Here is a 12,888-nt window from a genome sequence, read left to right as displayed (position 1 = left end):
CCTACTTGATCGTCTTCAGGTGCGTTTCGAAATCGCCGAAGCTCGGGCGCACGTTGGAGGGCAGGGTCTTGCGGGCGAATTCCAGCGCAATCTTCGGGTTGTAGCCACGCAGGCAGGCCAGCAGCGCGGTCTTGACCGCTTCGTAGATGCGCCCGTCCTGTTCGGCGCGCGCTTCCATCGCCGCCGACAACGGCGACACGAAGCCATACGCCAGCAGGATGCCGAGGAAGGTGCCGACCAGCGCGGCGCCGACGTGGTGGCCGATCTCCTCGATCGGCCCGCCGATCGAACCCATGGTGATCACGATGCCGAGCACCGCGGCCACGATGCCGAAGCCGGGCAGGCCGTCGGACACCTTGCTCAGCGCATGCGACGGCGCCAGGGCTTCGTGGTGGTGTTTTTCCAGTTCCAGTTCGAGCAGCGGTTCCAGTTCGTGCGGCTCGATGTTGCTGCCGATCATCAGGCGCAGGCAGTCGGTGATGAAGTCCAGCAGGTGATGGTCGGCCACCACCTTGGGGTAGTTGCCGAAGATGGTGCTGTCCTGCGGTTTTTCGACGTGGTCTTCCAGCGCCATGAAGCCGTCGCGGCGGGCCTTGTTCAACAGCTCGTAGATGAGGCTCAGGGTGTCCTTGTAGTCGTCGGACTTGTATTGCGGGCCCTTGAACACACCCATGATGCCGCTGAGGGTTTCCTTGACGATCTTGCCCGGCGTGCTGACCAGGAACGCGCCCAGCGCGGCGCCACCGATGATCATCAGCTCGTAGGGTTGCCACAGCGCGCCCAGCTTTCCGTGCGACAGCACATAGCCGCCGAGGACGCTGACGATGACGACAATGAAGCCAACGATGATGAGCATGGCGCAGCCGGAAGCAAACGGGGGGTTGCTAGTGGTTTCGGCTTGCGCGGCCGATTCTTGAAGCGCGCAGCGTGACGATGTGCGCTGTAACTGAACGTTTAGCCGATTGTCGTGGCGGCCTCATGCACGCATTTGATGGCCCCGCCACCGGCCAGCGACAGCGTCGCTTCGCCGGCATGCTCCCAGAACTGGTTGCCCTGGACATCGGCAAACCGAGCGCCGGAGGCCGCCTGCGCACTGAGCAGGGTCAGCGTGCGGTCTTCCAGGGTCAGCTGGATGGCATCGGTGGCCGGATCGAAGCGGGTGGTGATCGCGCGCTGGTCGCAGCGCCAGGCCACCGCCTGGGCGGGAAGCGACGGGCCGGCAGCAGGCGCGGCCGGTGCCGGCGTCTTATCGGGACGCGGCAGCGGGCCGGTCACGCTGGCGTCGGTGTCGGCCGGCGGCAGGCCGGTGGGGCTGTTGTCGGCGGCGGCAGGCGGCGTGTCTGCCGGCCTGGCCGTCTCCGCTGTGGACGGGGGGTGCCCGCGCTGCAACTGTCAAGGATAGTGGCCAGCAGGCCGGCGAGCATCAGGGGTAAGAACGTATGCATCTGCGTACTCCTGCCTGGATGTGACCACCACCACCGGGATGGCGGCGATCGGAACATGGCATCCGCCGGGCCGGCATGCGGGCCTGGCGCTGCCGATGCACCAGCGACCATCCTGCCGGCGCTGCGTCACCCGGGCCAGCCAGCCCGCGCAACCGTCAGGCAGGCTGCGTTTGGAGGCCTTCGCGCTCGGCTCCGCGCCGCCCTGGGCCAGGCCCGGCAGCCGCGCCGATGTCAGGCCGGCTGTGCTTCGGCGCCGTCGCGCTGTAGCGGGTTCGGGAGCGGCCGGCCATGTTCGGTGAAGCCCAGCGACACCGAGTTCAGGCAATGGCGCTCGCCGGTCGGCGGCGGGCCATCCGGGAACACATGGCCCAGATGGCTGTCGCAGCGCGCGCAGACGATCTCGGTGCGGATCATGCCGTAGCTGGTATCGCGGATCTCGCGTACATGCGCAACATCGTAGGGCGCGAAAAAGCTCGGCCAACCGGTGCCGGAATCGAACTTGGCGCTGGAGCGGAACAGCGGCAACCCGCACAGGCGGCAGGTGTAGACGCCCTCCAGCTTGTTGTCCAGGAACACCCCGCAGAACGGCGCCTCGGTGCCATGCTGCAGCAGCACGCGCTGTTCCTCGTCGCTGAGCCCGGCAATCAGGGTGTCGCGCTGGGCGGGGGAGGGCGGGGTGAGATCGAACTGGCTCATAGGGCTCTCGCATACGCGCGCGGGCGGCGTGCCGGCGTCTGCCCCTGTGATGTGGGCGCGGGGTGGGTGGTTCAACCGGTTGACCTGTTCATGAGTCGCGCGTGCGACTGAAGAGCCCGAGGCTTCGCGTACCCTCATCCGGCGCTGCGCGCCACCTTCTCCCCCATGAAGGAGGACAATATCCCGGCGGGAGAAGGGAGCGCAGCCTTAGGAACCCACAGGAGCCCCTGTCCCCGCGGGCGAAAAGGCGGGGCCAGCGCGCCATTGGCGCGCCTGCCTTTGAGCGCCCACGCTGCAAGGCGTGAGCCGGGGCGCGGAGCGAGGGGTTGGGGTGAGGGGTTGGGGTGAGGGTGAGGGTATGGGGCGAAGCCACCCTACCTGACGAAGCGTTCATCCCTCAGTGGGCTGCGCGCATTGCCGCCGCCTAGCTGCGCCCCCATCGATGAATCACTCCCGGTCACTCACGGTGCCTGTCATGGCGATCCATTCTTCGATGCGCGGCATGTTGTTCGGCGGCCTGCTCGGCATGGCCGGCGCGGCGCTGGCGCAGTCGGCGACCAGCACGCGCTCGTCCAATACCCTCCAGCCCATCGCCACCCCGGCACCGGCGCAGCCCAAGCTGGCGCCGCCGCGTGCGCTGCAACCGTCCAAGGCCTTGAGCCCGGTGCCCTCCCAGCTGGGCCAGCGCCCGGCCGCACCGAGCGTTCCCACCCGCGGCCCGGCGGGCACACCGGTTGCCCCGGCGGGCAGCGAGGTGCCGACGGCCACGCCGATGGTCTATGACCGCAATGGCCGGCTGCTGCAGGGCATGCAGCCGGCCGGTCCCAACCGGGTGCTGGATACCAAGACCGGGCGCTACTACGACGCGGTGCCGGCGGGCGATGGCATGCGCGTGGTGCGCTGACTGCAGCGGCGCGATCTGCTGGTGCCAACCGCCAACCGCCAACCGCCAATCCCGAATCCCGAATCCCGAATCCCGAATCCTGAATCCTGAATCCTGAAATCGCCGCCTCAATCGGCGATCGGCAACGCCAGCGTCTCCTTGACCTCTTCCATCACGATGTAGCTCTTGGATTCGCGCACATGCGGCATGGTCAGCAAGGTGCTGCCGAGCAGCTTGCGGTAGGAGGCCATCTCGCTGATGCGCGCCTTGAGCAGGTAGTCGAAATCGCCGGAGACCAGATGGCACTCCAGCACGTTGGGCAGCTTGAGCGCAGCGCGGCGGAATTCCTCGAAGATGTCGCCGGATTTGTAGGCCAGGCTGATCTCCACGAACACCAGCAGGCTGGCTTTGAGATAGTGGGGGTCCAGGCGCGCGTAGTAGCCGGTGATGGCGCCATCGCGCTCCAGCCGGCGCACGCGCTCGGTGCAGGGCGTGGTCGACAGGCCGACCCGCTCGCCCAGCTCGGTGAACGAAATGCGCCCCTCCTGCTGCAGGATGCGCAGGATCTTGCGGTCGATCTTGTCCAGCTCGCGGGCGCGGGTGGTCATGGGGTTTGCCTCGACAAGGTTTGGCAGGAAGTTTCACTGCAAAGGCGGCCTGATTCCAGAAACGACACTGCCTGGCTCGCAATATACTGCCTCTAACTGTCTCCCTCGGCGCTTGGTTGTGGGGGAATGCCCTTTCCCAGGAGAACGACATGCGGGTGCTCATTCTCGGTAGCGGCGTCATCGGCGTCACCAGCGCGTGGTATCTGGCGCAGGCTGGTTGCGAGGTCACCGTGGTCGACCGCCAGCCGGCAGCGGCGCTGGAGACCAGTTACGCCAATGCCGGCCAGCTGTCGTTCGGCTACACCTCGCCGTGGGCGGCGCCCGGCGTGCCTGGCAAGGCGGTGAAGTGGCTGTTCGAACAGCACGCGCCGCTGTCGATCCGCCCCACCCGCGATCTGCGCCAGCTGGCATGGCTGAGCCAGATGCTGCGCAACTGCACCGCCGAGCGCTATGCGGTGAACAAGGCGCGCATGGTGCGCATGTCCGACTACAGCCGCGATTGCCTCAACGCGCTGCGCGCGGACACCGGGATCGAATTCGAAGGCCGCCAGCTCGGCACCACGCAGTTGTTCCGCACCCAGCAGCAGCTCGACGCGGCCGCGCAGGACATCCAGGTGCTGGCCCAGTATGGGGTGCCGTACGAGCTGCTGAGCCCGGCGCAGATCGCCCAGTACGAACCCGGGCTGGCCGGCGGCGGCGCACAGATGGCCGGCGCGCTGCGCCTGCCCGAAGACCAGACCGGCGATTGCCGGCTGTTTACCCAGCGCCTGGCCGAGCTGGCCGCGCAGGCGGGCGTCACCTTCCGCTACGGGCAGCAGATCGAGCGGCTGGAGCATGCCGGCGGCCGCATCACCGGGGTGCAGATCGATGGATGCATGGAAACTGCCGACCGCTACGTGCTGGCGCTGGGCAGCTATTCGGCCGACCTGCTGCTCTCGCCCGGCCTGCATCTGCCGGTCTACCCGCTCAAGGGCTATTCGCTGACGATCCCGATCCGCGATGCGCAGCGTGCGCCGACCTCCACGGTGCTGGATGAGAGCTACAAGATCGCGCTGACCCGCTTCGACGACCGTATCCGCGTCGGTGGCATGGCCGAGGTGGCTGGCTTCGATCTGTCGCTGAATCCACGCCGCCGCGCCACCCTCGAGATGGTGGTCAACGACCTCTATCCCGGCGGCGGCGATCTGGCCCAGGCCGAGTTCTGGACCGGCCTGCGCCCGGCCACGCCGGACGGCACCCCGGTGGTGGGCGCCACCCCGCTCGCCAACCTGTTCCTCAACACCGGCCACGGCACGTTGGGCTGGACCATGGCCTGCGGCTCCGGACGCTACCTGGCCGACCTCATGCAGGGCCGCACGCCCGAGATCGATACCGAGGGGCTGGACGTGTTCCGCTACCTGTCGCCGCGCAGCGTGCGCCCGCAACGGGAGGCCGCGTAGTGCGTCCTGCGCAAGCGTCGATCGACCTGGAGGCGTTGCGTCACAACTATCGACTGGCCAAACGGCTGGGGGGCAGCAAGGCGCTGGCGGTGGTGAAGGCCGATGCCTATGGCCACGGTGCGGTGCGCTGCGCGCAGGCACTGGAGCCGGAAGCCGACGGTTTTGCGGTGGCCTGCATCGAAGAAGCGCTGGAACTGCGCCAGGCCGGCATCCGTGCGCCGATCCTGCTGCTGGAAGGCTTTTTCGAACAGGACGAGCTGCGCCTGATCGCCGAGCACGATCTCTGGACCGTGGTGTCCACGCCGCAGCAGGTGCGCGCGCTGGCTGAGTTCCAGAGCCCGCGACCGTTGCGGGTGTGGCTGAAGCTGGACAGCGGCATGCACCGGCTGGGCCTGTCGCCGGAGGATTTTCGCGCCGCCTGGCTGCGCCTGCGCGGGCTGCCGCAGATCGCCTCGCTGGTGCTGATGACCCATCTGGCGCGCGCCGACGAATTGGACTGCAGCCGCACCGACGAGCAGGCGGTGGCCTTTGCGCTCACCGCTGGCGGCATGCGCGCGGAAACCAGCCTGCGCAATTCGCCCGGCCTGCTCGGCTGGCCGGCGCTGCATAACGACTGGTCGCGCCCGGGACTGATGCTGTATGGCGCCAACCCGTTTCCGCACGACACCGAGCTGACCGCGCAGCTGCGCCCGGTGATGACGCTACGCTCGCGGATCATCTCGGTGCGCGAGTTGCCGGTTGGCGAGCCGGTGGGCTACGGTGCCCGCTTCGTGGCGCAGCGGCCAACCCGCGTGGGCGTGGTGGCGATGGGGTATGCCGACGGCTACCCGCAGTTCGCGCCCAATGGCACCCCGGTGCTGGTGGACGGCCAGGTCTGCCCGCTGATCGGGCGGGTCTCCATGGACATGCTCACGGTGGATCTGACCGATCATCCACAAGCCGATATCGGGACGCCGGTGCAACTGTGGGGCGAGGCCCCACGGCCCGGCATCTTGGCGGCGCACTGCAATGTCAGCGCGTATCAGCTGCTGTGTGGTTTGAAGCGGGTGCCGCGCGTCTATGTGGACGAAGCGGCGTCGGGCGAAGTTGCAGCGCGGTAACCTGCGTCCCTTCTCACGCCGGGACATTCTTCATGGGGGGAGAAGGTGGCGCGCAGCGCCGGATGAGGGTGCGCGCGCAACAACGTGCAGTCTGGATGCCACACAAGCTTCAACCATGCATGCCTGCGGCTGCCTCGCTACGCGACGCGAGGACCGAACCATCGATCAGCACGCCGGTGCCTCTGACTGCGAAGTGACCGACAAGCTGAGTTGACGGACAAGCAGAGAACCTCACGCCGCCAGTCACTGCGAACGCACCTAGCACCGCACGCCCAACAGACACAACGGCGCAGCGTGGTTGCGCGGTTGTGGTCTCAATCGGCAGTGGTCATCCGCGTTACGCAGGACGCCTTCGACGCCAGTGCCACCTACAACCCAGCGGTACTGCGATCGCCACGGAACTGCTTGCGCACCCAGTCGTCGATCATCGCTTTCTCAAAGCGCAGCGGATCGCTGTCGGTCAGCCGGGGGCCGCTCATCAGGAACGCAGAATTCACCAGCTTGCGCTCGCCCTGGTCGATCACCCGGCCATCGGCAGCGGTGAGCGTGTAAGTGAAACTCAAGCGTGGCGGATAGATGTCCTTGACCACGCGCACGTCCTGCAGGCGCGGGCCATGCCAGGGCTCGTATTGGCCAGCGCGGCGGATGTCGGTGATGGTCACGCTCAGATGCTGTCCTTCGGGCAGCTGGCGCGCGGCGCTTTGCTGGAAATGGGTCGCCAGCTGGGTGACCCAATCGCCGCGCTGCGCTTCCCAGCGATTGCCGCTGAAACGGAGATCGGAAAAGTCGGCCGGGTCGGTCCAGCGCACATCCACCTTGCCATCGCTGGCCAGCGCACGCGGCGCCTCGGGATCGGTGACGTTGCGGACACGGGCCTGGACGCCGGTGGCGGCTAGCAACCCTGCCAGCAACAGGCCGGCGCCGGAAACACTAAAACGTTTCATGGAAAGCCTCCAAGCGTGCGGTACGTCGCGTACCGTGCGTCCGTGCAGTGTGGGGGCGCGCCGGGAGGCCCGCAACGCGCGCAGCGCCCAGGCTGGAATGGCGTTGCCACCCGGTTAATCCGCGCCCTGCAGGCCGTGACGGTGGGTTCACCGCGCCTGCGCCTGCGCTTCACGGGTCAGCCGGGAAGATCAACGACATGGACATCCACTCTTACCGCACAAAGTCAGCTTCTCCGGTGCCGGCGCATATGCCGGCGGACGTGCGCCTGCAGTTCATCGACTGGGCAAAGCAGCACGGCCACAACCCTGTGACCGGGGCTGCTGCCTTTGTCGCCCTGCAGAGCGAGGTGGACCTGGATCTGGCCACCCGGACGCTGCGGCTGGACCCCGGTGCCGACCCGCGGGATGCCTTGCGCGACCACCTGGCCGCGTTGGCACGCCAGGTCGATGTCGCGGTGCAGTTTCCGCCGGTGTATGCCTACACCGCTGCGACCGGCCTGGGATACCGCTACTCGTTGATGCTGGTCATCGCCGAAGACTGCGTCGAATGGACCGGGCGGGTCTGGCAGGACCTGGACTATCAGGGAATGCTCACCGGCCGCGGGCAGGGACCGCGCGCCAACTACACTCAACTGGCGCGCATGGCGCTGGAACACGAGCTTGATCAGGAGCGTCCCCGTTATGTCCAGGCATGAACTCGAGCTGGAGTTGCCCCTCGCTACGCAGGTCGTCACGGCCGAGGATGGCTTCAGCCAGCGCTGCCACAGCGAATGCGCCGAACTGGGCCTGTCGCGGGTACGGTTGCTGCTGCTGGATGCCGACTATGCCCGCTCCACCGCCTGGCGCGAGGAAGCGCAGCGCTGGATGGACGAGCAGCTGCGCCGCGAAGGCGAATGGGTGTTTCGTGGCGTGATCGTCGGCATCGTGGTATTGGCAAGCTGTATTGCCCTGACCGCCGCCACCTTGTGGTGACTCTGCGAAAGCCCGGCGCTCCCGGGCCGCAGGTAATCGATCCGTGATCGCTGTCGGCCGCCTGTGCACCCGCTGACGACATCGGGCATGGTTCCATCTGCCCGTCATCTGCTCCGGCAGCATCCGTGGTTTCCGATTTGAGCACCTCCAGCCCCAGTCCCGATCTGGCAGCCGCGTTGCCGGCCGCCATCGCCGAGCCCTTCCTCGATCCGGGGATGTACCACGAGATCTTTCACAATATCGACGCCGGTTTCTGCGTCATCGATCTGGTGTTCGACGGTGACCATGCGGTTGACTACATCATCCGTACGACCAATGGCGCCTTCGAGCGTTACACGGGGCTGTCGAACGCGCTGAATGTCTCCATCCGCGACATGCTGCCCGAGCATGAGCAAGAATGGTTCGATCGCTACGGGCAGGTGGCCCGCACCGGCAACCGCATCCACTTCGAAATGCAGGCCAAGGCGTTGCGCCGCTGGTACTCGGTGGACGCGTTCCGGGTTGGACAGCCGGAACAGGCACGGGTGGCGGTGTTGTTCATGGACATCACCGAGCGCAAGCGCGTGGAGCGCGAGCTGGCCGAAAGCGAGGCGCGCTTCAGCGCGCTGGCCGACGGCTTGCCGATGCCGGTGTGGGTGCTGGATGCGCAGGGCGTGGTGCGCTTCGTCAATAGCGCCTACGGCGAGTTCTTCGGCCTGGATATTTCCAGCGGCACGGTGTCGGCGTGGAGCGAGCTGCTGCATCCGGACGACCTGCCGATCTTCCAGTTCGAGTTGTCTGCCGCGCTGGAAGAGCAGCGCGGGCTGCGTGCGCTGGTGCGCGCGCGCCGTCACGATGGCCAGTGGCGCTGGATCGAAATGACTGCCACGCCGCGCTATTCGGCCGACGGGCGCTTCATCGGCCTGGCCGGCAGCAGCCCGGACGTGACCGAGCAGCGCGAGATCGAACTGGCGCGTGAGCAGCTGCTCGAATCCGAGCGCAGCGCACGTAACGAAGCCGAAAGCATGGCGCGGCTCAAGGATGAGTTCCTGGCCACCTTGTCGCACGAGTTGCGCACGCCGCTGACCACCATCCTGGGCTGGAGCGAGTTGTTGCTGCAGCGGGTCGAAGAAGGGCATGCCAACTACAAGGGCCTGTCGGTGATCGCCAGCAGCGCACGCGCGCAGAAGCGGCTGATCTCGGACATGCTCGATCTGAGCAGCATGCTGCTCGGCAAGGTGCAGCTGGAAGTCGAATCGTTGGATCTGGCCGAGCAAGTGCGCGAAGCGCTCAACACCCAGGAACTGGCCGCCGAAGGCAAGGACCAGATCCTGCAACTGCATGCGCCGTCCACGCCGTGCCTGGTGCTGGGCGATGCCACGCGGCTGCAGCAGGTGCTGTGGAATCTGCTCTCCAACGCGATCAAGTTCACCCCGGCACATGGACGCATCGATGTCAGCATCGAGCGCGATGACGGCCACCTGCTGGTGGCAGTGCGCGATTCCGGCGACGGCATCGCCGCCGAATTCCTGCCGCATTTGTTCGGGCGGTTCCGGCAGGCCGACGGCACCACCACGCGGCAGCATGGCGGGCTGGGCCTGGGCCTGGCGATCGTGCAGCAGCTGGTGGAAATGCATGGTGGGCAGGTCGGCGCCACCAGTGGCGGCCGCGGCAAGGGTGCCACCTTCACCGTGCGCCTGCCCGAACATGTGCCCGACCAGGGCAAGCGGCGGCGGCGCGAGCTGCGTCGGCGCCTGATGTCCGAACAGATCGTCGAAGCGCGTGCGCTCAATGGCCTGCGCCTGCTGGCAGTGGAAGATCAGCCGGACATGCTCGACTACCTGCGCCGGCTGCTCGAAGAGCAGGGCGCGGAGGTCGTCACTGCCGGTAGCGCCACCGATGCGCTGGCCTTGATCGATCATCGTGGCCACGCTCGTTTCGATGTGATGCTGACCGATATCGGCATGCCCGGCATGGATGGCTACGGCCTGATCCGTACCGTGCGCGAAAACCTGGGCCTGGACGCGCGCGCGCTGCCGGCGGTGGCAGTCACCGCGCTGGCCCGCGATGACGACCGCAAGCGCGCGCTGGATTCGGGCTTTCAGGAGCATCTGGCCAAGCCGTATAGCGTGGCGCAACTGGTCACCGCAGTGCGCGCGGCGCGCGAAGCGGCCGAGTAAGACAAGGCAGGTGATGGTGCCTGCGCGGCAATCGTCGCGCCCCCTGGGTCGGCCATGTGACATCGTCAGTGATGTGTTTAGCGATGTCACTGCCCGGACCTTGCCGGGCGCACTGGCATGCCGCCGTTGCGCCATGCGGCGAGAGCTCGAGCGGGTACGGGCAGGCTTGCTGTGCCTTTCACGCACGCTGGCCTAGCGTGATGCTCCGCGCCGATGGATTGCCCCGATGCCCAAGTACGCCCCCCACGTGTATACCGAACAAGTGCAGATCGCCACCCTGGAGCATTGGGTCTCCCTGCTCGGTGACCAGGAGCGGGTACGCGTCGAACTCGACGACGGCAGCATGCTGAGCGGCACTGTCGCGGTGCGCCCCAGCATCCAGACCTATCTCGACGACAGCGATAACGAGGGCCTCAATGGCCAGCTGCGTCTGGATCAATTGGATGCGTCGCAGGAGCCCCACTGGATCTGGATGGACCGCATCGTGGCGGTGCATCCGCTCCCGCCGGGTGCAGATCCACACGGCGTCTGACGCAGATGTCTTGACGATGTGTTTACTTCTCGCTGAGCTGTTGGCGGCATGATGACTGGCCGTCGCAACGGTTCAGGACTCTTCCGCAATGAATGCACCCGTGTCCACGCTGGTTCGCTGGCCGCTGTCGCTGATGGTCATCGCCATTCTTGCCGGTTGCGGCGATACCGCCACGCTGGCCATCGAACAGGGGACCGGACCGGACCCGCAGCTGCCCGAACCGGTGAAGCGCTTGATCCCCACGGTCAAGATCGCGCCGGTCAAGCGCTGGGCGGCCAATGCAAAGCCCATGGCTGCCGACGATCTGCAGGTCAGTGCGTTCGCGCGTGACCTGGATCACCCGCGTTGGGTCTATGTGCTGCCTAACGGCGATGTGCTGGTGGCTGAAACCGCAGAGCCGCCCAAGCCTGAAAATGCCGAGAGTGGTGGCGGTCTGCGCAAGAAGGTGCAGGGCGCGGTGATGAAAAAGGCTGGCGCGGTCGTGCCCAGCGCCAATCGCATCACCCTGCTGCGCGACGCCGACGGCGACGGCGTGGCCGAAGTCCGCACGCAATTCATCAGTGGGCTGTACTCGCCGTTCGGCATGGCCCTGGTAGGCGACCGGTTCTACGTAGCCAATGCCGATGCGCTGGTGAGCTTTCCGTACACGCCCGGCGACACCCACATCACCGCCAAGCCCACCTTTGTGGCCAATCTGCCCGGCGGCTTGAACCATCACTGGACCAAATCGCTGCTGGCGAGTGCGGATGGCAGCAAGCTGTATGTCGGCGTGGGGTCCAACAGCAACGTCGCCGAAAACGGCATGGAGGCCGAGCTCAATCGCGCCGCCATCCTGGAAATCGACCCGGCGACCGGCAGTAGCCGCGTGTTCGCCAGTGGCTTGCGCAATCCTGTGGGGACCGCATGGGAGCCGCAGAGCAAATCGTTGTGGGTGGTGGTCAACGAACGCGACGAAATCGGCAGCGACCTGGTGCCGGACTATCTGACCTCGGTGCGCGATGGCGGTTTCTATGGCTGGCCCTATAGCTATTACGGACAGCATGTGGACGAGCGGGTCCAGCCGCAGAATGCCGAGCTGGTGGCCAAGGCCATCAAGCCGGACTATGCGCTGGGCCCGCATACTGCCTCGCTGGGGCTGACCTTTGCCAGCGGCACGCTGCTGCCGGAGCGCTTCCGCCAGGGCGCCTTTATCGGCCAGCACGGCTCGTGGAATCGTGACCCGCCCAGCGGCTACAAGGTGTTGTTCGTGCCATTCGTGGGCGGCAGGCCCAACGGCGCTCCGATCACCGTGCTGGATGGATTCCTGGATGCCGAGGGCAATGCACAGGGGCGTCCGGTGGGCGTGAGCTCCGACAACACCGGCGCCTTGCTGGTGGCCGACGATGTGGGCAATGCGATCTGGCGCGTGACCCCGAAGACGCGCTGAACCCGCTGACAGGTGGCCGTGCAAGCAGGCAGCTGCAGCACGCGCTATCTCCAACACCACAGGCTGCCATTCGGCGTATCTGCCCATCATCTGGGACGGTGCATCTGGCGCAAACGTCTGCGCCAACGAGAGTCTGCGTGACGACTAAAAAAACCGGGCAGATGCCCGGTTTTCGTTAACGCTGGCACGCCAGCAATCGCTCAGGCAGACGCTAGCTAGCATTGAAGATGCCGTTGCATCGACACCCTGGATGTGAAACGTTCCAACGCCTTGCATTCAGCATCGACTCTGCTCAGCGTGGTGCTTCCGGTGATGCACTGAAGCGACGCGCATAGCCACGTTCTTCGGTGATGCGGCTGATATCGTCGTCGGCCATTTCCGGCGCCCCGTAGACCGCATAGGCCACGCTGCCATCGTCGCGTTCGCCAACCTGGTGCAGGCGGTAGCGGGGTCGGCCGGCACCGGTGTTTTCGGGGTAGTGCATCGGTGGCGGGGTGTCGTCCAGATCCATTTCGCTGTTGTCGACAACTCCTCCTACGAACAAGGCTCGCATCGCGTCTCTCCGGTGTGGGCTTGGATTCCAGCCTAGGGCAACGCTGATCAAGTCGGTCCCTATCGGAGAAAATATGCCCCTTCCTTCAAATCGGAACGACCGATGAAACAGCAGACATTGGCGATGGCGGC

General features: G+C 66.4%; 13 protein-coding genes and 1 pseudogene. 8 read left to right on the top strand and 6 right to left on the bottom strand.

Translation table 11 applies throughout. From position 1 onward, the window contains the following. Position 1 precedes the first annotated feature (1 nt). The 3 genes and pseudogenes from motA to msrB form a co-directional block, all read right to left on the bottom strand. The gene (gene motA / locus XCSCFBP4642_RS0118480; protein ID WP_003489127.1) at positions 2-856 is read right to left on the bottom strand and encodes a flagellar motor stator protein MotA; all 855 of its coding nucleotides are present in this window, start codon (positions 854-856) and stop codon (positions 2-4) included. Between the two features lie 98 nt (positions 857-954). Further along, positions 955-1,424, bottom strand: a pseudogene (locus XCSCFBP4642_RS25265) (MliC family protein). Between the two features lie 252 nt (positions 1,425-1,676). Next, a complete protein-coding gene (gene msrB / locus XCSCFBP4642_RS0118470; protein WP_029221077.1) occupies positions 1,677-2,141 on the bottom strand; it encodes a peptide-methionine (R)-S-oxide reductase MsrB in 465 nt (154 codons plus the stop codon). Between the two features lie 475 nt (positions 2,142-2,616). Here msrB and XCSCFBP4642_RS0118465 point away from each other — a divergent pair, with 475 nt between their 5' ends. Beyond that, positions 2,617-3,045, top strand: a complete 429-nt coding sequence (locus tag XCSCFBP4642_RS0118465; RefSeq protein ID WP_029221076.1) for a hypothetical protein — start codon at positions 2,617-2,619, stop codon at positions 3,043-3,045. A gap of 107 nt (positions 3,046-3,152) precedes the next feature. On the opposite strand, the gene XCSCFBP4642_RS0118460 is transcribed toward XCSCFBP4642_RS0118465, so the two are convergent. After that, on the bottom strand, positions 3,153-3,632 hold the full coding sequence (locus tag XCSCFBP4642_RS0118460; protein WP_010372124.1) for an Lrp/AsnC ligand binding domain-containing protein: 480 nt from the start codon (positions 3,630-3,632) through the stop codon (positions 3,153-3,155). A gap of 149 nt (positions 3,633-3,781) precedes the next feature. Between XCSCFBP4642_RS0118460 and XCSCFBP4642_RS0118455 the strand changes: the two genes are divergently transcribed. Next, on the top strand, positions 3,782-5,071 hold the full coding sequence (locus XCSCFBP4642_RS0118455; protein ID WP_029221075.1) for a D-amino acid dehydrogenase: 1,290 nt from the start codon (positions 3,782-3,784) through the stop codon (positions 5,069-5,071). Then, on the top strand, positions 5,071-6,171 hold the full coding sequence (gene alr, locus XCSCFBP4642_RS0118450) for an alanine racemase (RefSeq protein WP_029221074.1): 1,101 nt from the start codon (positions 5,071-5,073) through the stop codon (positions 6,169-6,171). The genes XCSCFBP4642_RS0118455 and alr overlap by 1 nt, the downstream gene beginning before the upstream one ends. 368 nt (positions 6,172-6,539) lie before the next feature. Here alr and XCSCFBP4642_RS0118445 read toward each other — a convergent pair whose 3' ends face one another. Then, positions 6,540-7,115, bottom strand: coding sequence for a DUF3016 domain-containing protein (locus XCSCFBP4642_RS0118445; RefSeq protein WP_029221073.1), 576 nt, complete (start codon positions 7,113-7,115; stop codon positions 6,540-6,542). 248 nt (positions 7,116-7,363) lie between these two features. On the opposite strand from XCSCFBP4642_RS0118445, the gene XCSCFBP4642_RS0118440 reads away from it, so the two are divergent. The 5 genes from XCSCFBP4642_RS0118440 (at position 7,364) to XCSCFBP4642_RS0118420 (ending at position 12,204) form a co-directional block, all read left to right on the top strand. Beyond that, the gene (locus tag XCSCFBP4642_RS0118440) at positions 7,364-7,810 is read left to right on the top strand and encodes a hypothetical protein (protein WP_029221072.1); all 447 of its coding nucleotides are present in this window, start codon (positions 7,364-7,366) and stop codon (positions 7,808-7,810) included. Continuing rightward, positions 7,797-8,087 (top strand): hypothetical protein, encoded by a 291-nt coding sequence (locus tag XCSCFBP4642_RS0118435; RefSeq protein WP_033898528.1) that lies wholly within the window; start codon positions 7,797-7,799, stop codon positions 8,085-8,087. Before XCSCFBP4642_RS0118440 ends, XCSCFBP4642_RS0118435 begins: the two co-directional genes overlap by 14 nt. Positions 8,088-8,212: 125 nt before the next feature. Then, on the top strand, positions 8,213-10,246 hold the full coding sequence (locus tag XCSCFBP4642_RS0118430) for a hybrid sensor histidine kinase/response regulator (protein WP_029221070.1): 2,034 nt from the start codon (positions 8,213-8,215) through the stop codon (positions 10,244-10,246). 226 nt (positions 10,247-10,472) lie between these two features. Continuing rightward, entirely contained in the window at positions 10,473-10,778 is a 306-nt protein-coding gene (locus tag XCSCFBP4642_RS0118425) for a DUF3247 family protein (RefSeq protein ID WP_029221069.1), read from the top strand. Positions 10,779-10,866: 88 nt separating this feature from the next. Continuing rightward, a complete protein-coding gene (locus tag XCSCFBP4642_RS0118420) occupies positions 10,867-12,204 on the top strand; it encodes a PQQ-dependent sugar dehydrogenase (protein ID WP_029221068.1) in 1,338 nt (445 codons plus the stop codon). A gap of 292 nt (positions 12,205-12,496) precedes the next feature. On the opposite strand, the gene XCSCFBP4642_RS0118415 is transcribed toward XCSCFBP4642_RS0118420, so the two are convergent. Next, entirely contained in the window at positions 12,497-12,757 is a 261-nt protein-coding gene (locus XCSCFBP4642_RS0118415) for a hypothetical protein (RefSeq protein ID WP_082862103.1), read from the bottom strand. Positions 12,758-12,888 lie beyond the last annotated feature (131 nt).

It is taken from the genome of Xanthomonas cassavae CFBP 4642 (genome assembly GCF_000454545.1).
Lineage (GTDB): Bacteria > Pseudomonadota > Gammaproteobacteria > Xanthomonadales > Xanthomonadaceae > Xanthomonas > Xanthomonas cassavae.
Note: the sequence above shows the minus strand (reverse complement) of the source record. Positions and strands in the feature narration are given on the sequence as shown.